This is a genomic window from Pseudomonas sp. JV449, assembly GCF_032424295.1.
GTDB classification, from domain to species: Bacteria; Pseudomonadota; Gammaproteobacteria; order Pseudomonadales; family Pseudomonadaceae; genus Aquipseudomonas; species Aquipseudomonas marginalis.
In genome coordinates this window covers 12,522-35,372 of the sequence record NZ_VYKD01000027.1, presented here as the reverse complement: position 1 = coordinate 35,372, position 22,851 = coordinate 12,522, and the positions used below count along the sequence as shown (strand labels likewise).

Genomic DNA, 22,851 nt, shown 5'->3' with positions numbered 1-22,851 from the left:
GGGCATGTCCTTAGTTATGCCCGTCGAGGGCGAATAGCTGGAAGCCCTGGTGCTGGCCGAGGCGCTGGTAGTAGGCGGCAATGGCGGGGTAGGCCGGGCGCGCCATGGGCGTCATCTGCCAGCGGTGCACCGAGAGGCCGATCAGGATGTCGGCGAGGGTGAATTCATCGCCGGCAACAAAGGCCCCGGTTTTGCTCAGTTGTTGCTCGAGGATGCCCATCTTGTCGTTCCATCGTTGCACGGCGGCTTCAATCTGCGCCGCGTCCAGGCCGTCCGGGTTATTGCGTACCAGGGCGGTGAAGGCATCGCCCCAGGCACGGTTGAGCTCGACGGCCTGCCAGTCGATCCACTGCTCGACCCGGGCGCGTGGGGCGGGCTCGATGGGCAGCAGGTCGTGGCGCTGGTAAAGCCCCACCAGGTAGCGGCAGATGGTATTGGACTCCCACAGCACGCCGTGGTCGTCGATCAGCACGGGTATCTGGGCATTGGGGTTCAGGGCGAGGAATTCGGCGGACTGGGTGGGCTGGAAGCCGATGCCCCAGTCTTCGCGCACGTAGTCGATGCCCAGTTCCTGGCAGGTCCAGAGCACTTTGCGCACGTTGATGGAGGACGTGCGACCCAGGATTTTCAGTGAATGTGCCATGGTGCTTTCCTTGCGATGGAGAACAGCCAATCTAGCAGGAGGGAGAAGCTACGGCGATGCCTCCGAGCGGGCGGGGTTAAATGTGGGACTACGTGCTCTCGCGAACCTGCAACTCAAACCCCATATCCACCACCGGCTTGGCGATCCTGTTGCCCGCCATGATCGTCAACAAATGCTCCGCCGCCCGCCGCCCGATCGCTTCCCTGGGGGTACTGATGCTGCTCAGGCGCGGCACCATGAAGGACGACGCCGGCAAGTCGTTGAAACCCAGCACCGCGACACGTTCTGGCACTTTGATGCCGTGGCGCATGGCTTCCAGCAGCGCGCCCTGTGCCAGGTCGTCGTTGCCGAAGAAGATCGCATCCACATCCGGATGGGCGGCCAGCAGTTGCAGGAACAGTTCGCCGCCCAGGCCCACCGAGGAAGGGCGTGGTGTCAGCAGTTCCAGCGCCGGGTCGTACAGGCCCGCCTTTTGCAGCGCACGGCGAAAGCCTTCGCCACGCAGCAGGGTGCGTTGGTCCAGTTGCGCGCCGATATACGCCAGGCGCTTGCGCCCACGGGAGATCAAATGTGCGGCCGCGGTTTCACCCGCCGCCAGCTGCGAGAAGCCCACGCAGTTCACGCCGGCATTGGGGTCCAGGTCCATCATGTACACACACGGCACATTGCTGGCCTCGACCATCCGTCGGGCGCTTTCGGTGCGATCGAAGCCGGTCAGCAGCAACCCGCGTGGCTGATAGGCCATGTAGTTGCGCAGCAGGTTTTCCTCTTCGTCGCGCGAATAGTGGGAGTTGCCGATCAGCACTTCAAAGCCCTTGGGCCGCAGCACCTGGTGGATGGCTTCGAGGGTTTCGATAAACAGCAGGTTGGACAACGACGGCACCAGGACTACCACCGAATGGCTCTGGGCCGAAGCCAGGGCACGGGCGGCGGGGTTGACCACGTAGTTGAGTTCGGCAGCGGCGTGCTGGACTTTTTCCACCAGTTCGATGGCCACGGTGCTGATGCCGCGCAACGCGCGGGAGGCGGTAATCGGGCTGACGCCGGCCAGGCGGGCAACTTCGTTGAGGGTAGGGCGACCGGTGGTGCGGGTATTTTTATCGTTCTTGGAGGTCATCAGGCGGCTTGCCAAACAAAAATCGAGGCACTAAGGTAGCGCTGTCTCCAAAAGGCTGCAAATTATTGAACTATGGGTTGCCTGATCCGGTTCAAATGATTGGAGCGGATGCACGCGTCACTCCATAAAAATGACAAGACGGCGCGGGAAAAGCCTGTTTTTGCACTCGCCTCACGGCGTGCAAAGGTAGCGCTATCTGCGTCTTGAGGTGTTCCATGAGTCAACCTGTTACCGCCCTGGTCATCATGGGTGTTGCCGGCTGTGGCAAGACCAGCGTCAGCGAGGCCCTGTGCCGCCTGAACGGTGCCACCGCCATTGAAGGCGACAGCTTTCACCCCGCCGCGAACATCGAAAAGATGAGCGCCGGCCACCCCCTCAACGACGACGACCGCGCCGGTTGGCTCGACATCCTGTGCGATGAACTGCGCCGTTCGCTCAAAGCCGGTGAACATCCGGTACTCACCTGCTCCGCGCTGAAAAAGAAATACCGCGACCACCTGCGCGAAGCCGCGCCTGGCCTGGGTTTTGTATTCCTGGAGTTGACCCGCGAAGTCGCCGCCGACCGCGTGTCCCATCGCCCCGGCCATTTCATGCCGGCCAGCCTCATCGACAGCCAGTTCGCCACCCTTGAATCGCCCAAGGGCGAGCCGCTGACCCTGGCCCTCAACGCCAGCGAAGACAGCGTCGAGGAGTTGGCCAGGCAGACCAACGCCTGGTGGCTGACACACGGTTTTGAACCATCCAACTGATTTTTTGCCGGAAAAGATAGCGCTATCCCCGGCAGGAAATTCAACACCCGCTTTAATAACAACAACAAACAGGAGAGACCCCCCATGTTTGGCATGTCCCACGAGTCGTACCTGCTGTTAGATGCAGTCGTTACCATCATCGGGCTGATCGTCTTGATCACCCGCTTCAAGGTTCACCCATTTATTGCGCTGATCATCGCGGCCGGCTTCCTTGGCCTGACCTCGGGCATGCCGGTGGACAAGATCATCAAGGCGTTCCAGGACGGTTTCGGCGGGGTGCTTGGCTTTGTCGGCATCATCCTCGCGCTGGGCACCATGCTCGGCAAGATGATGGCCGAATCCGGCGGTGCCGATCAGATCGCCCAGACCCTGATCCGCGCCTTTGGCAAGGACAAGGTCCAGTGGGCCATGATGTTCGCCGCATTCCTGGTGGGCATTCCGTTGTTCTTCGAGATCGGCTTTGTACTGCTGATCCCGCTGGTGTTTATCGTTGCGCGCCGCACCGGCGTGTCGCTGATCAAGATCGGCATCCCGCTGCTCGCCGGCCTCTCGGCAGTCCACGGCCTGGTGCCGCCGCACCCGGGCCCGCTGCTGGCCATCGGTGTGTTTGGCGCCGACATCGGCAAGACCATCCTGTACGGCCTGATCGTCGCGCTGCCGACGGCCATCATCGCTGGCCCGATCTTCGGTACGTTTATCGCCAAGTACATTCCGGGCAACCCGTCCCAGGAACTGGTCGATCAACTGGCCCGCGAGCCTGAGAACAAAAACCTGCCGAGCTTCAGTATCACCCTGGTCACCGTGCTGCTGCCGGTGTTCCTGATGCTGCTCAAAACCTTCGCCGACATCGCCTTTGCCGAAGGCAACGTGGTGCGCAACTGGATGGACATGATCGGTCACCCGATCACCGCCTTGCTGCTGGCGTTGCTGCTGTCGCTGTACACCTTTGGCAGCCGCCAGGGCATCCATTCCAAGCAGATCCTCAAGCTGCTCGACGCCAGCCTTGCGCCGACCGCCGCGATCATCCTGATCATCGGTGCCGGTGGTGGCTTCAAGCAGATGCTGGTGACCAGCGGCGTGGGTGACGTGATCGGCCACATGGCGGTAAACGCACAGATCAACCCGATCCTGCTGGCGTGGCTGGTGGCGGCGGTGATTCGTGTGGCGACCGGTTCGGCCACCGTGGCGACCATTACCGGCGCGGGCATCGTAGTGCCGGTGGTGGGGATGATTCCCGGAGTTAACCGTGAGCTGCTGGTGTTGGCGACGGGGGCGGGTTCGTTGATCCTGTCGCACGTCAACGATGCGGGGTTCTGGCTGGTGAAGCAGTACTTCAACATGACCGTGGCCGAGACCTTCAAGACCTGGACGGCGATGGAAACCATCCTGTCCGTTGTGGCACTGATCTTTATCATGTTGCTGTCGTTGGTGGTCTAACAGACACGCTACAAGGCAAGGGTGAAAACCCAATCAACTGTGGGAGGGGGCAAGCCCCTCCCACAGTTTGACCACATTTGTTCAGGTGGATCGGGTCAGGCTTTAGCGACCAGCCCATCCGCCCGGAACATCCCGCGAATCCCGCGCACCGCCTGGCGAATCCGGTCCTGGTTCTCGATCAGCGCGAAGCGCACATGATCATCCCCATACTCGCCAAACCCAATCCCCGGCGACACACAGACCTTCGCTTCCAGCAGCAGCTTCTTGGCGAATTCCAGTGAACCCATGGCGGCATACGCCTCGGGAATCTTCGCCCAGACGTACATCGACGCCTTGGGGTTCTCCACCATCCAACCCAGCTCATGCAGGCCCTTGACCAGCACATTGCGGCGCTGGCGGTACTGCTCGGCGATGTCCTTCACGCACTGTTGGTCGCCTTCCAGTGCGGCAATCGCGGCGACTTGCAGCGGGGTGAAGGTGCCATAGTCGTGGTAGCTCTTGATCCGCGCCAGGGCATTGACCAGTTCCGGGTTGCCCACCATGAAACCGATGCGCCAGCCGGCCATGTTGTAGCTCTTGGACAGGGTGAAAAACTCCACCGCAATGTCCTTGGCGCCCGGCACCTGCATGATCGACGGTGCTTTCCAGCCGTCGTAGACGATGTCGGCGTAGGCCAGGTCATGCACCACCAGCACGTCGTACTGCTTGGCCAGGGCGATCACCCGTTCGAAGAAATCCAGCTCCACGCACTGCGCGGTCGGGTTGGACGGGAAGCCGAGGATCATCATCTTCGGCTTGGGGATCGACCCACGGATCGCCCGTTCCAGTTCGGCGAAGAAGTCCACGCCAGGCACCAGCGGCACCGAACGCACCTGGGCGCCGGCAATCACGGCACCGTAGATATGAATCGGGTAGCTCGGGTTGGGCACCAGCACCGTGTCGCCCTGGTCCAGGGTGGCCAGCATCAGATGCGCCAGGCCTTCCTTGGAACCGATGGTCACGATGGCTTCGGTCTCGGGGTCGATGTCGACAGCGTAGCGATCCTTGTACCAGCGCGAAATTGCCCGGCGCAGACGTGGAATGCCTTTGGAGGTGGAATAGCCGTGGGTGTCTTCACGCTGGGCGACGGTAACCATCTTCTCCACGATATGGGGAGGCGTGGCGCCGTCGGGGTTACCCATGCTCAAGTCGATGATGTCTTCGCCGCGCCGACGCGCAGCCATCTTCAGCTCGGCAGTGATATTGAAAACGTAAGGGGGGAGTCGATCTATGCGCGCAAAGCGGCGCGGCGAACCAAGGTCTGCCATTGTTGCCTCGAGAGTACGTAAGCGCCCGGAACCGTCCGAGCGACGTCGGCCACTGCGGTGGCCTGCGGGGCAGACAATACGGTCGATGATGGCCAGTTGTCCAGATGTGTCGGGAAATTTTCTGCATGGAGTACTGCAAGGATATGCCCCTATACTCGATACGGGTTTGTTCCCTCATAAGAAGGAGACTGTTCAGATGGACCAGCAGACAAAACAACCGTTAGAGCCACGCATGGAAGACGGCAAGGCCCTGGTGATCGCCGGGGTGCAAGGGCGTTATTCGAAGGCTACCGTGGGGGATATCCCCAAGTTGTGGAGTGTGTTCGACGAAAGCGTAAAACACATCAAGAAACGCGTCGGCGGAGTGACCTACGGCGTTTGCCATAACCCCAGCCACGGTGAATTCGATTACATGGCCGGGGTGGAAGTACCGTCCAAAAGCGATGTGCCGAGCAACTTCGAGTGCGTCGAACTGCCTGCGCACCACTACGCCGTGTTCCCGCACTATGGCCCGGTGCAGGCACTGGAGCAGACCTACGAGCGCATCATGTTCGAGTGGTTGCCGCACTCGGGCTACAAGGTGGCGGGGGCGGATTTCGAGCGGTACAGCGCGGATTTTGATGGGCGCAAGGGGACGGGGACGGTGGAGGTCTGGTTGCCCGTGGAACACAAGTAACCCACTGGCTGAACGCTTGTCTCGCCGCAACCACAGGACGTTCAGCCACCAAAGCTGAGTTGATAGCCCTGCGCAGATTGACGTATGGCTTTCGCTACATCAGGGGCCAACCGGCAGTAATCGTCTTCGCGCTTGAGCACGGCTTCCAGGGTTTGAAGGAGTGCCTGAATGCGCGCTTCGGGATTTTCAATTTCGCAGGTTCTTGCAAATTCCAGGATGCCCAGGCGTGCAGCAAACAATGATTTGTTGCCGGACAGGTCAAGTGCCAGTGAGTCCTCAGGGAGATAGGCGGTGGTGTTCACAATGTCGTATACCGGTGCCAGCCGGGTATCCGATTTCAGCGGGTCGCTATAGAGCACGCCGAAGTTCTTCAAGTGAGCGTCGCCATTACCCACTATGCAGCTCAGTGCCACGCTGTCGAACAATTGATCAAGCGAGCTGCGTTGATGTTCTGGGGCGCAGAACACGCGTACGGCCTTGGCGATTGCTGCGTAACTCTTGGTGTACTTCTGCTCCGCAGACAGGCCCATCAAGGTGGTCATGTCTTCGAAACCCAGCGGGTTGAGCTGCTCGTCCCGATCAAAGCGCCGCATGATGAACAGCTTATGATTCTGCGACAGGTAAAAAGGTGGCACCGGCAAGCCTGCATCCCGGGCGATGGACATGCACAGGTACTCATTGATGGCCAACCCCGGAAACTCATCGCGCCCGCTTTTGATAATCAGGTCGTTGATTTTCGACGTGAACTTCTGCGCGGATGCCTGCGGTTTTTCCGGCACCAGTACTTTGGGCTGCACGCCAGAAATACCTGCTCGCAGGATGTAGCGATCCACCAGTTCCAGGAACAGATCCTCCGCGCCGTCCCAGGCGAGAATTTCGTTGAGGTTTTCTCCGCTGGAGGGAGGGCTGTTGCGCAGGATCAGGTCGTTTACTTGATCCGAAGACACGAACACCCTACCAATCGGTGCACTGCTGCCCGAGAGTGCCAGCAACAACATCGGATCGACCTTGACCGTCTTGGCGAGGCGATTGCGCAATTGCTCCAGAACGTAGCCTTCCGGCAGGTTCATCTGGAAGATGGGGTGAAGTTCTCGGCGGCGATATTCTTCGGCGCGAACGGGCATCGTCAGGCTGACTGCGGTTTGTGCCCGCAGGTTTTCGCCGTAGCGGAACAAATAGTCGTTGGCACTCATCAACACGCTGCCGCTTTTACCTTGAGGGGTATGAACGCGTAAATGGGGGCTAATCATTGAACAAGTCCTCCAGTTCCTCCAGGGTCGGCATGGTCACAGGCACTAATTTGAATTCGCTGCCCAAGGCGGCGATCACTCGGGCATAGGCATTCATTGAGACCGAGAGGCTGCCTTGTTCGACTTCTATCAGCTTCTGCCGGGTAACCCCTGCAAGTTTCGCCAGATCCGCTTGTTTATAGCCACGGTTAAGTCGCATGGCGCGAATTTGGCTGCCCAGTCGCTGAGTGATAACCGAAGTGTCCATGTCATATATTCATTACTTTTTAATTGGAAGTTATGTATACGTTACATTTAAAGTAAGTCAAGACCGCTTCGACCCAACACCCACCTCAACCTCCGCTCATACCCACCCCGCCCCTTATACGCCTCCCCGCTGTCCACCCATCCTGCGCCCAGATACAACCCCATCGCCGCCACATTGTGCGTGTCCACCGACAACTCCAGCGCCTTGATCTGCGGCCACGCCTGCAATGCCGCCGCCGGCAAGGCTTGCAAACAGGCCTTGCCGAATCCACGCCCTTGCTGCTGCCGATCCACCTGCAACGCATGCAGCGTTGCGCTGTGTTCATCGGCCCAGTGGGGCAGGCAGGGCGGGCGTTTAAGCAGGAGGAAGGCTACCGGACTGTCGTCGGCCAGCAGGGCAAAGCCTTTGACGCCGGGGCTGGGCTTGGCCAGGAGCGAATTGAGGGCGCAATACATGTCGCCGCAAAACGGCAGCTGTTCAGGGTGAACTTCGATGGCGCTGACATGCTGTTGTTGCACGGTATTCAGCGTTTCGTAGGCGACAAGGCGGGTTTGCATCGGCGTGTCCGAACAGCGGCAAGGAAGGGCGCAGTCTATCGGGTTTGTGCTGGACGACATTATTTTTCAACGGGCTGTCGATTTGCCCGAGGGCCGTTCGACTAAGGGTGTCTTCCGTGATTTTCCAACCCGAAGGAGTATCGCCATGAGTACCGCTATCAACACCCTGATCGAGCAATGGAAGCAAGCCGTGCTTTCCCGGAATATCGATAAGATTGTCAGCTATTACGCCGACGATATCGTCTCGTTCGACGCCGTGACCGCCCTGCAGTTCAAAGGCAAGGCAGCCTACCGTGCGCACTGGGAGGCCTGCATGGAGCACTGCCCCGGCCCGGGCATTTTCGAGTTCCACGAACTGCGTATCGTCGAATCCCAGGACAGCGCATTCGCCCACTGGCTCGCCCACTGCGGCGGCGCCGGGCCGGACGGTGAAGTGAAGGCCTGCTGGATGCGGGTGACCGCCGGCTACCAACGCTTCAACGGTGACTGGAAGGTGGTGCATGAGCACTGGTCGGCGCCGTTCGACATGGCAAGTGGCACGGCATTGTTCGACCTGAAACCTTGAGCGCCGCGAACTATAGTCAATAGTCCGAAGACGGAGACGCACATGAAATACCTCTGCCTGATCTACAGCAACGAGCAGGTGCTGCACACCTCGCCGGACAGCCCCGCAGACCCGGAGTGTCTTGCCTATGCGCAGTCCATCCAAAAAAGTGGCCGTATGCTCGCCGCCGAGCCGCTGGAGTCGGTAACCACCGCCACCACGGTGCGCATGCGCAATGGCAAGGTGTCGATCACCGACGGGCCGTTTGCCGAAACCAAGGAACAGCTCGCCGGGTTCTACCTGATCGAGGCGCGCGACTTGAATGAAGCGATCCAGGTGGCCGGTGGCATTCCGGCCGCCCGGGTCGGCAGTGTGGAAGTGCGCCCCGTTCGCCAATTGAATCTCTGAGCACAACAACCATAAGACTTGAGGAGGTTTAGCCATGCCTACGCAACCTGCCGAATTTGAACTGTCCATCAGCCGCGTGATCGATGCGCCGCGCAGCCGGGTGTTCCGCGCCTGGACCGAACCCGCGTTGTTGCAACAATGGTGGGGCCCCCATGGCATGACCACCCCCGAGTGCGAAATGAACCTGTGGGTCGGAGGGCTGTTTCGCACCCTGATGCGCGCGCCGGATGGCAGCGAGTACCCGACCCAAGGCGTGTTCCTGGAGATTGTCGCCCCTCGGCGCCTGGTGTTTACCGACGCCTATACGCCGGGCTGGATCCCTTCGGGCAAACCGTTCATGACCGCCGAAGTGACGCTGCAGGAAGTCGAGGGTAGCAAGACCCTCTACACCGCTCGCGCCATGCACTGGAGCGCCGAAGACAAGCAGGCCCACGAAGCCATGGGCTTTCACGACGGCTGGGGTCAGAGCCTGGACCGCCTGGTGACGCTGGTGACCCAGGGCATGCGCGATTGACGCCTCCCATCGAGGCGATCTACCGCAGTGAGTCCCGGCGCGTCCTCGCCACCCTGATCCGCCTGCTGGGGGATTTCGACCTCGCCGAAGAAGCCTTGCACGAGGCGTTCTTCGTCGCGGTCGAGCGCTGGCCGCAAGAGGGCGTGCCGGACAACCCACGGGCCTGGCTGGTGTCGACCGGACGCTTCAAGGCCATCGACCGTTTACGCCGCCAGGCCCGCTTTACCCCGTTATTGCAGGCGCAGGCCGACGCCCTGGAAGCCGCTGACTGGAGCGTTGAGGACGTGGAAGACGACCGCCTGCGCCTGATCTTCACCTGCTGCCACCCAGCGTTGGCTGCCGACGCCCAGGCGGCGCTGACCTTGCGTGAGATCTGCGACCTCACCACCGAAGAAATCGCCCGCGCCTTTCTGGCCACCCCGACCACCATCGCCCAACGCATCGTGCGGGCCAAGGGCAAGATTCGCGAGGCCAAAATCCCTTATCAAGTGCCGTCACTTGCCGAGCTGCCCGAGCGCCTGGACAGCGTGCTGCGCGTGATTTACCTGGTCTTCAACGAAGGCTATTCGGCGTCCATGGGCGCGGACCTCACGCGCGAGGACCTGACCCGCGAAGCCATTCGCCTCGGCCGCCTGCTGCTGGAGTTGCTGCCGGAGCCGGAAGTGATGGGCCTGCTGGCGCTGATGCTGTTGCACGAATCCCGCCGCGCGGCGCGCACCTCGGCCAGCGGCGAGTTGGTGTTGTTGGATGAGCAGGATCGTTCGCGGTGGGATGGGGGCTTGATGGCTGAAGGTTGCGCGCTGGTGGAACGGGCACTGACGCAGCGGGGTTTTGGCCCGTATTGCCTGCAGGCGGCGATTGCGGCGGTACATGCCGAGGCACCCAGCGCCGGGGAAACGGATTGGCCGCAGATTATCGGGCTCTACGATGTGTTGCTCAGGGCCGTGCCGTCGCCGGTGATCGAGTTGAACCGCGCCGTGGCGGTGGCCATGGGCGAAGGGCCGCTGGCAGGGTTGCAGTTGGTGGAAGGTATTCTGGCGCGCGGGGAGTTGCTGGATTACCACCTGGCGCATTCGGCGCGGGGCGAGTTTTGCCGGCAGTTGGGGCGGGTGGAAGAGGCCCGGGCAGCCTACGAAAAAGCCTTGTCACTGACCCAGCAGATCCCGGAAAAACGCTTCCTCAAACACCGCCTGGCCGAACTCAATCTCCCCAAGCAATGAGGATCACTCCAGCATCTTCCCCAACAACCAACTCCCCGCCGGCCCTGGCGGATGATGCCGTGACCACAGTGCATCCACCGCCACCGAGCGCGGCCAACCGCGTGCCTTGAGTTCGACCAGTTTCCCGCCACCAAAGCGTTCCACCAGCCAGCGCGGAATCGGGGCCCAGCCGAAACCCAACTGCGCCATCTCCAACAGCATCAGGTAACTGGGGGCCGACCAGACACGGCCGTTGGCGCGGGTTTCGTTCGGGTTGATGATGCTTGCCAGGCGCAATTCGCGGTGCTGTTGCAGGGCGTGCGCAGTGAGGGTATCGAGGCCCGCCAGCGGATGCTTCGGTGACACGAACAGGGCGATTTCGGTGCGTTCGTCCACGGGCGCGCGGGTCAGGTCAGGCGGATACTCTTCCTGGTGTTCAATAAACGCAATCTGCGCGCGGCCGCTTTGGACCAGGGCGATCAGGTCTTCGCACTCGGCGATCAGGCATTCCAGCTCCAGGTCCGGGTAGCGCTGTTCAAAGGCGCTGAGGGCGACTTCGAAACGGTCGGACTGGTAGGTATCGGACATGGCGATACTCAGCTTCGGCTCCAATCCCTGGGCCAACTGGCTCGCCGCCAATTCCAGCCGGCTGCTGGCCTCCAGCACCTGCTCGGCGCGTTGCAGCAACACATGGCCCGCCGGCGTCAGCGTCGGCTTGCGGCTGCTGCGATCGAACAGCACCACATCCAGGTCAATCTCCAGGCTCGCCACGGCCGCGCTGACGGTGGACTGGCTCTTGCCGAGCTTGCGCGCCGCCGCCGAAAACGAGCCTTGGGTGGCCGCCTGCACAAACGCCTGCAGCACTTCGTTAGAAGCCATGACTATCGCCTTGATCGATGGTTATTGGTTATGAAGTATCGAGTCAAAGGCTAATGATGACAACCATCGTCACTCACGGAGCCGGCTCATGAACCCTACCAAGTCGATTACTGAACGCGTTTGCCAGGCCATTGGTTTCGAAGCCCTGGCGTTGTTGATCTGCACCCCGTTGCTGGCGTGGATCATGGACAAGCCTGCCTTGGAGATGGGCATGGTCACCCTGGCGATCAGCCTGTTGGCGCTGGCCTGGAACGTGATTTTCAACGGCCTGTTCGACCGCCTCAAGGCGCGCCTGCAACTGGCCAGCAACGGCTGGACCCGCGTGCTGCATGCCTTGATGTTTGAAGGTGGGTTGATCCTGGTGTGTGTGCCGCTGATTGCCGCCTGGCTGAACATCAGCTTGGTGCAGGCGTTTATCCTCGACATAGGCGTACTGCTGTTTTTCCTGCCGTACACCTATGTGTATCACTGGGGGTATGACGTACTGCGTGACAAGCTCCTACAGAAACATGCCGCCCGACGCCTCGATACGTTGGCCGGTGATCCAGGCACTACCGTCGGCGAGCAGGCTGGCAATCGCGCCGCCGATATCGTCCGGTAACCCGGCGCGGCCCAAGGCGGTATTGCTGGCGACCATGGCGTTGAGGTTGGCGTTGTCGCGCACGGCACCACCGCCGAAGTCGGTTTCAATGGCGCCGGGGGCCAGGATGTTGACGCTGATGCCACGGCCGCCCAGCTCTTTGGCCTGGTAGCGGGTCAGCACTTCCATCGCGCCTTTCATGGCGGCGTAAGCGGCGTAGCCGGGCAGGCTGAAACGCGCCAGGCCACTGGAAATATTGACGATGCGCCCGCCGTCGCGGATCAACGGCAACAGCTGTTGGGTCAGGAAAAACGGACCCTTGAATTGGATCGCCACCAATTGATCGAACTGCGCTTCGGTGGTCTCGGCGAAGCTGGCGTGAATGCCGATACCGGCGTTGTTGATCAGAAAATCGAAGCGGTCCTGTGCGAAAACGTCCTTGAGTACGCCAGCAACCTCACCGACGAAATCAGCGAACGTCGCGCTCTGGCTCACGTCCAGTTTCAGCATCGCGGCACGGCCGCCCAGTTGTTCGATCTGTGCGACCAATGCCTGCGCTTCATCGGCCTTGCTGTGGTAAGTGCCAATGATGTCGACGCCTTGTGCCGCCAGGTGCAGGGCGGTGTTTTTGCCCAGGCCACGGCTGGCACCGGTGATCAATGCGATTTTACGGTTCATGGTGATGTCCTCGGTGATTGAGTGTGGGAAGCAGTGTATTTGTCCGGTCATAACGTGATAAACAGCGCTATGCCGGAATCACTGGCCGAATAAGGCGAACAATCCCATGAACAAACTGGAGCTGCTGCGCACCTTCGTGCGCGTTACCGAGCTGTCGAGTTTCACCGGTGCCGGCGAGAGCCTGGGCCTGCCGCGCTCCACGGTGTCGGAACATGTGCAGGCGCTGGAAGAACTGCTCGGCGCCCGCCTGTTACAGCGCACCACGCGCAAGGTGCAGGCCACCCAGGATGGCCGCGTGCTGTATGAGCGCAGCAAGGATTTGCTCGCGCACATGGAGGAGTTGGAGGGGCTGTTTCGCCAGGACGAAGCGCAACTGGCCGGGCGGATTCGGGTGGACATGCCCAACATGATGGCGCGGGACTTGATCCTGCCGCGTCTGCCGCAATTCATGGACGCGCATCCGCTGATCGAACTGGAGATCAGCACCACCGACCGCCAGGTCGACCTGCTCGCCGAAGGCTTCGATTGCGTGCTGCGCGTGGGCGCGCAGCCGGACCAGAGCGTGGTGGCGCGGCTGCTGTGCAGCATGCCGATGATCAACTGCGCGAGTGCCACCTACCTGCAACGCTACGGCGTGCCCCGGACACTGGCCGACCTGGCCGACCATCACCTGGTGCATTACGTGCGGCCGTTGGGTTCACGTTCGGCGGGGTTTGAATACGTGCAGGGCAACAAGGTGCTGCGCGTCCCCATGGCCGGTCGGGTCACGGTCAACAGCACCGATGGCTACAAGTCGGCCTGCCTGGGCGGTTTCGGGATTATTCAGGTGCCGGCCCTGGGCATGGGTGACGAATTGGCCTGCGGGGAGCTGGTGGCGGTCCTGCCGGACTATCCCGCACCACCGCTGGATGTGTCCCTGCTCTACGCCGGTCAGCGGCATCTACCCCTGCGGGTGCGGGTGTTCATGGATTGGCTGGCGACCATTCTGCATTCGCAGCTTTAACGCCGCGCCGACAGCTGTTGCGGCGCCAGGAAGGCGTCGTGGAAGTAATCGCGAAATGCCTGCATTGCCGGGGTAAAGGCGCGTTCGCGGTGCCAGGCCAGGCCGACGCTCATGGGCGTGACGGGGTCGGTGACGGTCAGGGTCTCGATGCGCTTGCCTTCCAGCGACCAGGGCCGGTGCACCAGGTCCGACAGGATCGCCACGCCGCTGCCATTGGCAACCATGCTGCGCACCGCCTCCACCGAGCTGGTGCGCAGCCGCACCTTGGGCGTTTGCCCGGCCTGTTCCCAATAGCGCATGGCGCTGTGTTCGGCTTCATCGACGGTGAGCAGGATGTACGGCTCCTGCGCCACATCCGCCAGGCTCACCGCACCGCGTTCGCACAATGGGTGATGGCTGGGCAGCCATAAACGACGTTCCGAGTTGAACAGGATTTCCGAGACGATCGCCGGGTGGGTGAGGTTCGCAGTGAGGACCACGGCCATGTCGAACTGGCCGTCGAGCAGGCCCTGTTCGATGGCCTGGCGCTCCTGCTCGAACACCTCCAGGGTCACATCCGGGTGCCAGTGCTCCATGCGCTGCAGGTGGTGGGGCAGGAAGTAACCCAGCACCGTGTAGCTGGCCGCCAGGCGCAGCACGCCGCTGGCGCGGTAGTCGGGCAACGGGCTGTTCAGCGCATCGTCGACACTGCGCACAATCACGTAGGCGCGGTTGAGAAAATGCCGCCCGGCATCGGTCAGGTTCATGCCCTGGGCCGAGCGCACAAACAGTTGCACGCCGAGCAGGGCTTCCAGCTCCTTGATCGCCGTGGTCACCGCAGACTGGGAGATGTTCAGGTGAATCGCCGCCTGGGAAATCTGGCCGATTTCGGCGGTGGCCACGAAGTAGCGGATTTGGCGCAAGGTCAGGGACATGGCTTTATCTGATTTTCAGAAGATGAGCCATCTGATAATAGATCTTCCCAAGGGGTCAAGCCGCAGCCTACTTTCGAGCATCACCTTTTGGCGGAGCGTCCCCGATGCAGGCAGTGGATTTCAATTCAGACATGGGCGAAGGCTTCGGTCCCTGGACCATCGGCGACGGCGTCGACGCGGAGCTGATGGCCTATATCAGCTCGGCCAATATCGCCACCGGCTTCCATGCCGGCGACCCCGGCACCATGCGCCGCACCGTCGCGCGTGCCAAGCAATTGGGGGTGGCCATCGGTGCGCATCCGGGCTTTCGCGACCTGGTGGGCTTCGGTCGTCGGCATATCAATGCGCCGGCCCAGGAACTGGTGGACGACATGCTCTATCAACTGGGTGCCCTGCGCGAAATCGCCCGCGCCCAAGGCATGACGCTGCAACATATCAAGCCCCACGGCGCGCTCTACATGCACCTGGCCCGCGACGAAGAAGCCGCGCGCCTGCTGGTACAAAACCTGCAAATCATCGAGCCGACGCTGTTGCTGTACTGCATGCCCAACTCGGTGATCTGGCGCGTGGCCAAGGAACTCGGGCAACCGGTGGTGCGCGAATTCTATGCCGACCGTGAGTACGATCTGACGGGCTCCATTGTGTTTACCCGCAACGTACGTGCGCTGGATCCGGCCACGGTCGCGGCCCGTGTCCTACGGGCGTGTCAGATGGGGCTGGTGCGTACCGTAGAAGGCGAAGACCTGTTTATTGAATTCGACTCCATCTGCCTGCACAGCGACACCCCCGGCGCGCTGGAGTTGGTGGAGGCCACCCGTGAAGCGTTGGACCAGGCGGGCATCACAGTCAAAACACCCTAATAAGATCGAACGTTCACTTTTTGCCTGCCTTTCTATAACGATTCCAAGAGGAACAGACATGGCTGAAACGTCCCCCATCCGCTACAGCTTCGGCGGTGATGAACACCTGTTTGCTGAAGTCAGCGAGAGCATGTCCCTGCAGGCTTTTTTCAAGGGCATGGCCGTGACCCGTGCCGTGGACCGCCTGGCGCTGGAAGGCGTGCTGGATGTGTGCTTGGCCAATGCCTCGTTCCAGATTCGCTTCGACCCCGACCGCATCGCCCCCCATGTGCTGCTCGACGCTGTGCAAAGCGCCGAAGCCCAGGCTGTGGCCGAACGCACCCTGCACACGCGCATCATCGAAATCCCGGTGCTCTATAACGACCCCTGGACCCATGAAACCCTGATGCGGTTTCGCGACCGTCATCAAGACCCCAGCGCCACCGACCTGGAATACGCCGCACGCATCAATGGCCTGGCCGATGTCGAAGCGTTTATCGCCGCCCACAGCGGTGCGCCGTGGTTTGTCTCGATGGTGGGTTTTGTCGCGGGCTTGCCGTTCATGTTCCAGATGGTCGAGCGCGAGCGGCAGTTGCAGGTGCCCAAGTACCTGCGCCCGCGCACCGACACGCCGAAGCTGACCCTCGGCCATGGCGGTTGCTTCGGCTGCATCTACTCGGTGCGCGGCGCCGGCGGCTACCAGATGTTTGGCGTGACCCCGGCACCGATCTACGACCCGGCGCAGCAGCTGGCTTACCTCAAGGCGCATATGGTGTTTTTCCGGCCGGGTGACATCGTGCAATTCAAACCCATCGACCGGGACGCCTACGACCTGGCGGTTGCCGAGGTGGAGGCAGGACGTTTCGACCTGCGCATTCGCCCGGTGGAATTTTCCCTCGATGCGTTTCTCGCCGACCCCATCGGCTATCCGAAAACCCTGCAGGAGGCGCTGGCATGATCAAGGTCCTCAAACCCGGCCTCGCCACCTCTGTGCAGGACCTGGGCCGCGAAGGCTATTACCACCTGGGCATTCCGCCATCGGGTGCTTTGGACCAATACGCCTTGAGTGCAGCCAACCATCTGGTGGGCAACCCGGTGGGCGCGGCCGGCCTGGAATGCACTTTGATCGGGCCGGAATTGGAGTTTCAACGCGATACCCTGGTCGCGCTCAGCGGTGCGTTGATGTCGCCGCGCCTGGACGGTGAAGTGGTGCATCAGGACACCGCCTTCGAGGTGCGTGCCGGGCAGGTGCTGCGTTTCGAATTTCCCAAGGCCGGTGCCCGCACTTACCTCGCCGTCGCCGGTGGCATTGACGTGCCGTTGGTGCTTGGCAGCCGTTCCACCTACACCCTCGGCGCCCTTGGTGGTTTCCACGGGCGACGCTTGCAGGCAGGCGATGAGCTGCCCATCGGCGAAGCCAGCGGTCTCGGGCGGGCAGGCAACAGTTTGCCGATGGCATTGCGCCGCTCGGTGGGCGGCGATGTCACCTTGCGCGTGGTGCCAGGACTGTATTACGAGCGATTGACCGCGGGCGCCAAGAGCAGCTTTTTTGCCGAACCGTGGACGGTCGGCTCCGAGGCGGACCGCATCGGCTATCGCTTCAAGGGCGGCAGTGCGCTGAGCTTTCAACCGCGTGAGCAGCCGTTCGGCGCGGGGTCGGATCCGTCGAATATCGTCGACAGTTGCTACCCGATTGGCTCGATACAGGTACCGGCGGGGCTGGAGCCGATTGTGCTGCACCGCGATGCGGTATCCGGCGGTGGCTACGCGATGATTGGCACGGTGATCAGTGCCGACCTGGACTTGATCGGGCAGATGCAGCCTAACCAGCGGGCGGGGTTTGTGGCGGTGACGTTGGAGCAGGCACTGGAGGCGCGGCGGGTGTACAAAAAACGGCTCAAGGCCATGGCGGGGCTCTTCAACAACTGACACGACACACATCCAAATGTGGGAGGGGGCTTGCTCCCTCCCACATTTTCAATCTGAGGTTGGTCAGAAGAGTTTGGTGAACAGCCAGTAGAGGCTGCCGGACAGCAGAATCGCCGCCGGCAAGGTGAGCACCCACGCCATCAGCAAATTGCGGATGGTCCGCATCTGCAACCCACCCCCATTGGCCACCATGGTCCCCGCCACCCCCGACGACAACACATGGGTGGTCGACACCGGCAGCCCGAACATATCCGCTGCGCCAATGGTCAGCATCGCCACGGTCTCGGCCGAAGCGCCCTGGGCGTAAGTCAGGTGGGTCTTGCCGATCTTCTCGCCCACGGTGACCACGATGCGCTTCCAACCGACCATAGTGCCAAGCCCCAGGGCGATGGCCACGACAATCTTCACCCACAGCGGAATAAAGCGCGTGGCATCGTCGATCTGTTGCTTGAACAGTTGCAGCTTGCCTTGGGTGTCAGCGTCGAAATTGCCGACCTTGCCTTTGTCCATCAGGCGAATGGTTTCGCTGCTCAGGTACATATCGTTACGCACGTTGCCCACGGCTTCGGCGGGGACTTTGGCCAGGGAACCGTAGCCTTTGACCTGGTCACCGATCTGGCCGGCGAGGGCGGCGAGGGCCGGAATCAACTCGGGCGTGGCTTCCTTGGTACGCATGTAGGTCGACAGCACCGGCCGAGGGTCACCCGCCAACGCCAGCAGCGCTGTTTTCATCAGCGCCACCTGGGTCACTTCGGCGACTGCGGCGAACTGCAACGATTGTTCGGCCGGCATGGCGCGGTTCAGCGCATAGGCCATGGGCAGGGTACCCACCAGGATCAGCATGATCAGGCCCATGCCTTTTTGCCCATCGTTGGAGCCGTGGGCAAAGGACACGCCGGTGCAGGTGGCGATCAGCATGCCGCGAATCCACCAGGGCGGCGGGGTGTCGCCCTTGGGGGCCTTGTACAACGCACGGTTTTTCACAAAGGCGCGCAGGGCCAGCAACAGCAAGGCGGCGAAGGCGAAGCCGATCAGCGGCGAGAGCAGCAGCGCATAACCGATCTTGATCGCCTGGCTCCAATCCACACCGCTGGTGCCGTCACGCCCGTGCATCAAGGCATTGGCCACGCCGACGCCGATGATCGAACCGATCAGGGTGTGGGACGACGAGGCCGGCAAACCCAGCCACCAGGTGCCGAGGTTCCATAGGATCGCGGCGATCAGCAACGCGAAGATCATCGCGAAGCCGGCCGATGAACCCACCTGCAGAATCAGCTCCACCGGCAGCAAGGCAATGATGCCGAACGCCACCGCGCCGCTGGACAGCAGCACACCGAGGAAATTGAAGAAGCCCGACCACACCACCGCAAACTGCGGCGGCAGCGAGTTGGTGTAGATCACCGTCGCCACCGCGTTGGCTGTATCGTGGAAACCGTTGACGAACTCGAAACCCAGGGCAATCAACAGCGCCACACCCAGCAGCAGGAACGGCGTCCACGTGGTGAGCTGGGCGCCCATTTCGTGCATGTCGTGCATGAGGCTGTAGGCGGTAAACAACAGGCCCATGGCAAGCACGGCGAAGAAAACGATCACCGTCACCAGGCCGGGTTTCTTGTCCAGGCGCGGTTTTGAATCGACGGAGGATGAGTGCGTTGAGGCAGTCAGGGAAGGGGTGGCCATGCCGGGCATCCGTGTGGGGAGGATGCCGTTCATATTCATTGCAGAATGTTACAGCGATGCTGCCGCAGGTCATTGTTTAGGTAATTGGATCTGCCACTGGTCTACAAAACACCGTAGTACTCATGTGGGAGGGGCGGTGCGACGATTCGACAGTTGATTGCATTTCAATTTGAAAACTTGCGAAACGCCCAGCGTCCGGCGATCAGCGTGAAGGTCGCGACCAATGCCACCAGGATCCAGAACCCCTCGGGGTCCTGTGAAAGGGGCACACCGCCCACGTTCATGCCGAAAAAACCGGCGATGATGTTGATCGGCAACGCCAGCACCGTCACCACGGTAAGGGTGAACAGCGTGCGGCTGCTCTGCTCGTTGAGGTTGGCGGCGATCTCTTCCTGCAGCAGCTTGATCCGTTCGCCCAGCGCCGTCAGGTCGTTGATGATCAGCGCAAACTCCTCGGTGGATTTGCGCAACTCCTTCACGTCTTCCTTTTGCAGCCATTGCGGCGGGCGGTTGAGCAGGCGCAGCAGCGAACCCGGCTCCAACGCGAGCAGGCGTTGCAGGCGCACCAGCACCCGGCGCGCCGCCCCCAGTTCCGCGCGGTTGGTGGACAGGCGCGAGGACAGCAACTGGTCCTCGATGTGGTCGACGCTGATGCTGGTCTTGCGCACGATCTGGGTCAGCACTTCCCCCTGGTCGCGCAGCAGGTGCACCAGCAGTTCCAGCGGTGAGCGAAAGCGTTCGCCGGCCTTGACCGACGAGCGCAACTTGTCCACCGAGTGCAAAGGTTGCAGGCGTGCGCTGATCAACAGCCGGCTGCGGGCGCAGACCCACAGCGTGGAAATATCCGACGAAACCATGCTGCTGAAGTTGAACACCACGTCGTTGACCACCGCCAGCAAGGCTGAGTCGACGTGTTCGATGCGAGTGGAGCGCGAGCCTTCGTGCAGGGCCTCGAAGAATTCTTCGGGTAAATCCAGGTTGGCCAGCATCCAGCGTTCGCAGGCGGCGTGGGCCAGGTTGAGGTGCAGCCACAGGAACTCTTCCGGGTCGGCGGGTTGCTGCAAGGCCGCGAGGGCAGCAGCCGAATCAATCTGTTCGCCCTTTTCACCGGGACGAAAACGAAAACCGTAAAGCAAGCCAAACAGGTCGGAGTCCTGGTGGCTGTGGTCGAGGCTGTGGTTCATGGAGACTCGCAGAGAAAGCGCCTGTAGGACGTTTCACAGGTTCGCGTGGGCGAATCATTGCAAGGAGGTATGACAGTTATATGACGTTTTAACGGTGCGCATAAAAAAACGCGCCACCCGGAGGTGGCGCGTTTTTTCTAGGTTCAACTCAAGTGTCTTGCTTGTTTTCCAGCACCGCGCCGGTCTTGGCGTCGAGCTTCACTTCAAAGCGCTTGCCAGCGGTGTCGGTCAGGTCGACTTCGTAGACCAGTACCCCGTTTTTGTGGTCAAGCTCGGTGTCGGTGATGCTGCTACCGGCGTGTGTGGCCACGGCGGCGGCATTGAGTTTCTCAAACGGCATCACGGCGCCGGACTTGAGCAGGCCTTCAATGTGGTCCGGGCGAACATCGGCCTGGGCCAGGCCGGCGGTCAGGGTCAGGGCGGTGGCGGCGAACAGGGCAGTCAGGGTTTTCATGGGGTGTGTCCTTCTCTGGTGAGCTGTTTAAGTGGCGCCAGATTAACCGGCGCAACTTAACTCATCCTTAATGGCGCACTGACACCAATGCCCGACTCACTCAGTACTTATAGTCGTTCAGCAGGTCTTGCACGCTGGACGACGGCCAGCGCTTGTAGAACTTCAACAGTTCGGCGGCGCGGTTGGTGAAGATGCCGTCGACGCCGGCCTTCATCACTTTGTCGAAGTCGACCGGCTCATCCACGGTGTAGACGTGCACCAGCAGGCCCTTGTCGTGGGTCAGCTTGTTCATTTCAGGCTTCACCAGGTCGGTGTAGCTCTGGTCGCCGTGGTCGGTCAGCTCAGCCGATGGGCCGGTACCGATGGCGCCGAGGCTCTTGGCTTCGTCGACCCACTTTTCGAACTCGGCGGCGTCTTTTGGCTCTTGCTTGGCGTAGTAGGCGGCCTTGGTCGGTTCGCCGGACTCGGCGAAGGTCTGCGTGGATTTCGGCTCGATGCTGCCTGGGCCAACCCACAACAGCAGGATCTTCGGCGTGTTCGGCATTTCTTTCTGCAGCTCTTTCAAGCTGTCTTTTTCAAACGTCTGCAGCACCACACGGCCCTTGCCCTGGCCGACGCCGGTGTTGCTCTTGCCCAGCTTGGAGCCGGCGGAGCTCAACCAGCCTTTATCCAGCAGCTTGTTTTTCAGGTCGGCTTCGATGCCCGGGAATTGCTTGGGCTCCTTGGTTTCGATGTACAGGCCGGGTTTGTGCTGCGGGTTGCCTTCGGCGATCTTGATGATGTCGTCCAGGCTCAGGATCTTCAGGCCAACGAAGCCTGGACGCGCACGATCCGGGTAGGCGGCGTTGAACCAGCTGCCGGCGTCGAGGGTTTGCAGTTCTTTCCAGGTGAACTCATTGGCCGGGGCGTCCTTGCGCTCAGGGAACTTGGTGGCCACGTCGGTGGTGCGCTGCAGGTTGTTGTCGTGCAGGGCGAACAGCACGCCGTCCTTGCTGCGCTGCAGGTCCAGTTCCAGGTAGTCGGCACCCAGGTCGCGCGCGACTTTGTAGGCGGCGGCGGTGGATTCCGGCGCGTCGTAGGACGCGCCACGGTGAGCGATCACGGCGGGGTAGGGAATGCCTTCGTTTGTCGCCAGTTCAGCCGGGCTGATCGGTTCGGCAGCCTGTGCCTGGCCGAGGCCAAGCGCCAGTGCGAGCAGCAGGGCGCTCTTGGAAAACGTGACAGGCATATGCGAAGTCCTTTCGTGGAGGTAGCTTTGAGAAGGCCTCCTTTTTAACAATTGATTGCGAAAGGCGCTATCACCAAACCGACATTAACGTGCGCACGTGCCAATTTTCTCGGTTTTTTTGCGCGGCATTGCAGTACTCTTGCTCGCAGCCGCCCCGCCAGAGGACGGTATTTTCTGCCACGCGTGTAAACCATCTTTCCAGTCCCTGTGGGACTTTTCAGTGAGGTTTACCATGCGCATCACCTCCGAGCTTATCTGCCAGGCCGCCGACCAACTCCGCGGTTTTGTTGGCCTCAACCGCAAGACCGGCCAGTACATCGTGCGTTTCAGCGAAGATTCCTTCGGCATGGACGTGGCCGACGACGGCATTATCCCCACCGCTGAATTTGTCTGGCTGCCGGCCCCCGAGCAGACCATGACCCTGTCCCGCGAGCGTATCCAGTTGCTGCTCGACCAGAATATCGACGACCGCATCAACATCAGCGAGCCGTTGCGCGTGTATATGAAACGGGTGGAAATTCCACAGATCAGTGCGCTGCGCAGTCTGGTGAGCTAGACGGCATAGGCGGTAAGCGAGCGTTCTGTGGCAGGCCGGCTTGTTGTGGTGAGCTGGCTTGTTGTGGTGAGCGGGCTTGCCCCGCGCTGGGGCGCGAAGCGGCCCCTGAACCAGACGCTGCGGTTAGTCAGGAGAACCGCGTCAACTGAATTGGGGCTGCTTCGCAGCCCAGCGCGGGGCAAGCCCGCTCACCACAACCGGCCCACTCACCACAACAAACCCGCTCACCACAACAGGCCTGCTCACCACAGCAGGCCTGCTCGCCACAGAGACTCAGCT

Annotated in this window: 26 protein-coding genes; 13 read left to right on the top strand and 13 right to left on the bottom strand. The window is 61.4% G+C overall.

All coding sequences use genetic code 11. The features are described from left to right. Positions 1-10 precede the first annotated feature (10 nt). Both F6S08_RS23300 and F6S08_RS23295 read right to left on the bottom strand, forming a co-directional pair. Complete coding sequence (locus tag F6S08_RS23300; RefSeq protein ID WP_065925277.1) at positions 11-643, bottom strand: glutathione S-transferase family protein; 633 nt, start codon at positions 641-643, stop codon at positions 11-13. A gap of 88 nt (positions 644-731) precedes the next feature. Next, positions 732-1,763, bottom strand: coding sequence for a LacI family DNA-binding transcriptional regulator (locus F6S08_RS23295; protein ID WP_315872413.1), 1,032 nt, complete (start codon positions 1,761-1,763; stop codon positions 732-734). A 212-nt stretch (positions 1,764-1,975) separates the two neighbouring features. Here F6S08_RS23295 and F6S08_RS23290 point away from each other — a divergent pair, with 212 nt between their 5' ends. Together F6S08_RS23290 and F6S08_RS23285 are read left to right on the top strand one after the other, a co-directional pair. After that, entirely contained in the window at positions 1,976-2,509 is a 534-nt protein-coding gene (locus F6S08_RS23290; RefSeq protein WP_027605613.1) for a gluconokinase, read from the top strand. An 84-nt stretch (positions 2,510-2,593) separates the two neighbouring features. Continuing rightward, positions 2,594-3,946 (top strand): GntP family permease, encoded by a 1,353-nt coding sequence (locus F6S08_RS23285; RefSeq protein ID WP_027605614.1) that lies wholly within the window; start codon positions 2,594-2,596, stop codon positions 3,944-3,946. 95 nt (positions 3,947-4,041) lie between these two features. Here the strand turns inward: F6S08_RS23285 and alaC are convergent, their stop codons facing one another. Continuing rightward, entirely contained in the window at positions 4,042-5,253 is a 1,212-nt protein-coding gene (alaC, locus tag F6S08_RS23280) for an alanine transaminase (RefSeq protein WP_065947859.1), read from the bottom strand. A 196-nt stretch (positions 5,254-5,449) separates the two neighbouring features. Here alaC and F6S08_RS23275 point away from each other — a divergent pair, with 196 nt between their 5' ends. Beyond that, entirely contained in the window at positions 5,450-5,929 is a 480-nt protein-coding gene (locus tag F6S08_RS23275) for a GyrI-like domain-containing protein (protein ID WP_065947858.1), read from the top strand. A gap of 41 nt (positions 5,930-5,970) precedes the next feature. Here the strand turns inward: F6S08_RS23275 and F6S08_RS23270 are convergent, their stop codons facing one another. Genes F6S08_RS23270 through F6S08_RS23260 form a run of 3 tightly spaced genes read right to left on the bottom strand, consistent with a single transcriptional unit; the run spans position 5,971 to position 7,983 of the window. Continuing rightward, positions 5,971-7,179 (bottom strand): type II toxin-antitoxin system HipA family toxin, encoded by a 1,209-nt coding sequence (locus F6S08_RS23270; RefSeq protein ID WP_065925272.1) that lies wholly within the window; start codon positions 7,177-7,179, stop codon positions 5,971-5,973. Beyond that, positions 7,172-7,426, bottom strand: a complete 255-nt coding sequence (locus F6S08_RS23265; RefSeq protein WP_065925271.1) for a helix-turn-helix domain-containing protein — start codon at positions 7,424-7,426, stop codon at positions 7,172-7,174. Before F6S08_RS23265 ends, F6S08_RS23270 begins: the two co-directional genes overlap by 8 nt. Positions 7,427-7,473: 47 nt before the next feature. Next, a complete protein-coding gene (locus F6S08_RS23260; protein WP_065925270.1) occupies positions 7,474-7,983 on the bottom strand; it encodes a GNAT family N-acetyltransferase in 510 nt (169 codons plus the stop codon). Between the two features lie 145 nt (positions 7,984-8,128). On the opposite strand from F6S08_RS23260, the gene F6S08_RS23255 reads away from it, so the two are divergent. From F6S08_RS23255 to F6S08_RS23240, 4 genes are read left to right on the top strand one after another with little or no spacing between them, the layout of a single operon-like run. Next, entirely contained in the window at positions 8,129-8,548 is a 420-nt protein-coding gene (locus tag F6S08_RS23255) for a YybH family protein (RefSeq protein ID WP_065925269.1), read from the top strand. Positions 8,549-8,590: 42 nt separating this feature from the next. After that, positions 8,591-8,935, top strand: a complete 345-nt coding sequence (locus F6S08_RS23250; RefSeq protein WP_065925268.1) for a YciI family protein — start codon at positions 8,591-8,593, stop codon at positions 8,933-8,935. 34 nt (positions 8,936-8,969) lie between these two features. Next, entirely contained in the window at positions 8,970-9,449 is a 480-nt protein-coding gene (locus F6S08_RS23245) for an SRPBCC family protein (protein WP_065925267.1), read from the top strand. After that, complete coding sequence (locus tag F6S08_RS23240) at positions 9,446-10,669, top strand: RNA polymerase sigma factor (protein WP_315872388.1); 1,224 nt, start codon at positions 9,446-9,448, stop codon at positions 10,667-10,669. The genes F6S08_RS23245 and F6S08_RS23240 overlap by 4 nt, the downstream gene beginning before the upstream one ends. 3 nt (positions 10,670-10,672) lie before the next feature. On the opposite strand, the gene F6S08_RS23235 is transcribed toward F6S08_RS23240, so the two are convergent. After that, positions 10,673-11,527, bottom strand: a complete 855-nt coding sequence (locus F6S08_RS23235) for a LysR family transcriptional regulator (protein ID WP_074847508.1) — start codon at positions 11,525-11,527, stop codon at positions 10,673-10,675. Between the two features lie 88 nt (positions 11,528-11,615). Between F6S08_RS23235 and F6S08_RS23230 the strand changes: the two genes are divergently transcribed. After that, positions 11,616-12,128 (top strand): multidrug/biocide efflux PACE transporter, encoded by a 513-nt coding sequence (locus tag F6S08_RS23230; protein ID WP_043293516.1) that lies wholly within the window; start codon positions 11,616-11,618, stop codon positions 12,126-12,128. Here the strand turns inward: F6S08_RS23230 and F6S08_RS23225 are convergent. Next, the gene (locus F6S08_RS23225; RefSeq protein ID WP_092488892.1) at positions 12,027-12,785 is read right to left on the bottom strand and encodes an SDR family NAD(P)-dependent oxidoreductase; all 759 of its coding nucleotides are present in this window, start codon (positions 12,783-12,785) and stop codon (positions 12,027-12,029) included. The genes F6S08_RS23230 and F6S08_RS23225 overlap by 102 nt on opposite strands. A 106-nt stretch (positions 12,786-12,891) precedes the next feature. Here F6S08_RS23225 and F6S08_RS23220 point away from each other — a divergent pair, with 106 nt between their 5' ends. After that, positions 12,892-13,788, top strand: coding sequence for a LysR family transcriptional regulator (locus tag F6S08_RS23220; protein WP_315872387.1), 897 nt, complete (start codon positions 12,892-12,894; stop codon positions 13,786-13,788). On the opposite strand, the gene F6S08_RS23215 is transcribed toward F6S08_RS23220, so the two are convergent. Further along, positions 13,785-14,702, bottom strand: a complete 918-nt coding sequence (locus F6S08_RS23215) for a LysR family transcriptional regulator (RefSeq protein ID WP_027605626.1) — start codon at positions 14,700-14,702, stop codon at positions 13,785-13,787. The genes F6S08_RS23220 and F6S08_RS23215 overlap by 4 nt on opposite strands. 104 nt (positions 14,703-14,806) lie before the next feature. On the opposite strand from F6S08_RS23215, the gene F6S08_RS23210 reads away from it, so the two are divergent. The 3 genes from F6S08_RS23210 to F6S08_RS23200 are packed head-to-tail and all read left to right on the top strand — an operon-like array spanning position 14,807 to position 17,470. Further along, positions 14,807-15,562 (top strand): 5-oxoprolinase subunit PxpA, encoded by a 756-nt coding sequence (locus F6S08_RS23210; protein ID WP_065925262.1) that lies wholly within the window; start codon positions 14,807-14,809, stop codon positions 15,560-15,562. 58 nt (positions 15,563-15,620) lie between these two features. Then, the gene (locus F6S08_RS23205) at positions 15,621-16,499 is read left to right on the top strand and encodes an allophanate hydrolase subunit 1 (protein WP_315872386.1); all 879 of its coding nucleotides are present in this window, start codon (positions 15,621-15,623) and stop codon (positions 16,497-16,499) included. Next, positions 16,496-17,470, top strand: a complete 975-nt coding sequence (locus tag F6S08_RS23200) for a biotin-dependent carboxyltransferase family protein (RefSeq protein ID WP_065947850.1) — start codon at positions 16,496-16,498, stop codon at positions 17,468-17,470. The genes F6S08_RS23205 and F6S08_RS23200 overlap by 4 nt, the downstream gene beginning before the upstream one ends. Positions 17,471-17,533: 63 nt before the next feature. On the opposite strand, the gene F6S08_RS23195 is transcribed toward F6S08_RS23200, so the two are convergent. The 4 genes from F6S08_RS23195 to F6S08_RS23180 form a co-directional block, all read right to left on the bottom strand. Further along, a complete protein-coding gene (locus F6S08_RS23195; protein ID WP_315872385.1) occupies positions 17,534-19,150 on the bottom strand; it encodes an inorganic phosphate transporter in 1,617 nt (538 codons plus the stop codon). A gap of 164 nt (positions 19,151-19,314) precedes the next feature. Then, positions 19,315-20,334 carry a transporter gene (locus tag F6S08_RS23190; protein ID WP_065925259.1) on the bottom strand — a complete coding sequence of 340 codons (1,020 nt, stop codon included), beginning with the start codon at positions 20,332-20,334 and terminating at the stop codon, positions 19,315-19,317. Between the two features lie 148 nt (positions 20,335-20,482). After that, positions 20,483-20,788 (bottom strand): PepSY domain-containing protein, encoded by a 306-nt coding sequence (locus F6S08_RS23185; protein ID WP_065925258.1) that lies wholly within the window; start codon positions 20,786-20,788, stop codon positions 20,483-20,485. Between the two features lie 100 nt (positions 20,789-20,888). Continuing rightward, positions 20,889-22,016, bottom strand: coding sequence for a glycerophosphodiester phosphodiesterase family protein (locus tag F6S08_RS23180; RefSeq protein ID WP_065925257.1), 1,128 nt, complete (start codon positions 22,014-22,016; stop codon positions 20,889-20,891). Positions 22,017-22,248: 232 nt separating this feature from the next. Between F6S08_RS23180 and F6S08_RS23175 the strand changes: the two genes are divergently transcribed. Beyond that, complete coding sequence (locus F6S08_RS23175; RefSeq protein ID WP_065925256.1) at positions 22,249-22,572, top strand: DUF2025 family protein; 324 nt, start codon at positions 22,249-22,251, stop codon at positions 22,570-22,572. Positions 22,573-22,851: the final 279 nt, after the last annotated feature.

Bases quoted from the DNA above. Each gene is read 5' to 3' on its own strand.
- F6S08_RS23300 (WP_065925277.1), bottom strand. From the start codon at position 643: ATGGCACATTCACTGAAAATCCTGGGTCGCACGTCCTCCATCAACGTG.
- F6S08_RS23290 (WP_027605613.1), top strand. From the start codon at position 1,976: ATGAGTCAACCTGTTACCGCCCTGGTCATCATGGGTGTTGCCGGCTGT.
- F6S08_RS23285 (WP_027605614.1), top strand. From the start codon at position 2,594: ATGTTTGGCATGTCCCACGAGTCGTACCTGCTGTTAGATGCAGTCGTT.
- alaC (WP_065947859.1), bottom strand. From the start codon at position 5,253: ATGGCAGACCTTGGTTCGCCGCGCCGCTTTGCGCGCATAGATCGACTC.
- F6S08_RS23275 (WP_065947858.1), top strand. From the start codon at position 5,450: ATGGACCAGCAGACAAAACAACCGTTAGAGCCACGCATGGAAGACGGC.
- F6S08_RS23270 (WP_065925272.1), bottom strand. From the start codon at position 7,179: ATGATTAGCCCCCATTTACGCGTTCATACCCCTCAAGGTAAAAGCGGC.
- F6S08_RS23265 (WP_065925271.1), bottom strand. From the start codon at position 7,426: ATGGACACTTCGGTTATCACTCAGCGACTGGGCAGCCAAATTCGCGCC.
- F6S08_RS23260 (WP_065925270.1), bottom strand. From the start codon at position 7,983: ATGCAAACCCGCCTTGTCGCCTACGAAACGCTGAATACCGTGCAACAA.
- F6S08_RS23255 (WP_065925269.1), top strand. From the start codon at position 8,129: ATGAGTACCGCTATCAACACCCTGATCGAGCAATGGAAGCAAGCCGTG.
- F6S08_RS23250 (WP_065925268.1), top strand. From the start codon at position 8,591: ATGAAATACCTCTGCCTGATCTACAGCAACGAGCAGGTGCTGCACACC.
- F6S08_RS23245 (WP_065925267.1), top strand. From the start codon at position 8,970: ATGCCTACGCAACCTGCCGAATTTGAACTGTCCATCAGCCGCGTGATC.
- F6S08_RS23235 (WP_074847508.1), bottom strand. From the start codon at position 11,527: ATGGCTTCTAACGAAGTGCTGCAGGCGTTTGTGCAGGCGGCCACCCAA.
- F6S08_RS23230 (WP_043293516.1), top strand. From the start codon at position 11,616: ATGAACCCTACCAAGTCGATTACTGAACGCGTTTGCCAGGCCATTGGT.
- F6S08_RS23225 (WP_092488892.1), bottom strand. From the start codon at position 12,785: ATGAACCGTAAAATCGCATTGATCACCGGTGCCAGCCGTGGCCTGGGC.
- F6S08_RS23220 (WP_315872387.1), top strand. From the start codon at position 12,892: ATGAACAAACTGGAGCTGCTGCGCACCTTCGTGCGCGTTACCGAGCTG.
- F6S08_RS23215 (WP_027605626.1), bottom strand. From the start codon at position 14,702: ATGTCCCTGACCTTGCGCCAAATCCGCTACTTCGTGGCCACCGCCGAA.
- F6S08_RS23210 (WP_065925262.1), top strand. From the start codon at position 14,807: ATGCAGGCAGTGGATTTCAATTCAGACATGGGCGAAGGCTTCGGTCCC.
- F6S08_RS23205 (WP_315872386.1), top strand. From the start codon at position 15,621: ATGGCTGAAACGTCCCCCATCCGCTACAGCTTCGGCGGTGATGAACAC.
- F6S08_RS23200 (WP_065947850.1), top strand. From the start codon at position 16,496: ATGATCAAGGTCCTCAAACCCGGCCTCGCCACCTCTGTGCAGGACCTG.
- F6S08_RS23195 (WP_315872385.1), bottom strand. From the start codon at position 19,150: ATGGCCACCCCTTCCCTGACTGCCTCAACGCACTCATCCTCCGTCGAT.
- F6S08_RS23190 (WP_065925259.1), bottom strand. From the start codon at position 20,334: ATGAACCACAGCCTCGACCACAGCCACCAGGACTCCGACCTGTTTGGC.
- F6S08_RS23185 (WP_065925258.1), bottom strand. From the start codon at position 20,788: ATGAAAACCCTGACTGCCCTGTTCGCCGCCACCGCCCTGACCCTGACC.
- F6S08_RS23180 (WP_065925257.1), bottom strand. From the start codon at position 22,016: ATGCCTGTCACGTTTTCCAAGAGCGCCCTGCTGCTCGCACTGGCGCTT.
- F6S08_RS23175 (WP_065925256.1), top strand. From the start codon at position 22,249: ATGCGCATCACCTCCGAGCTTATCTGCCAGGCCGCCGACCAACTCCGC.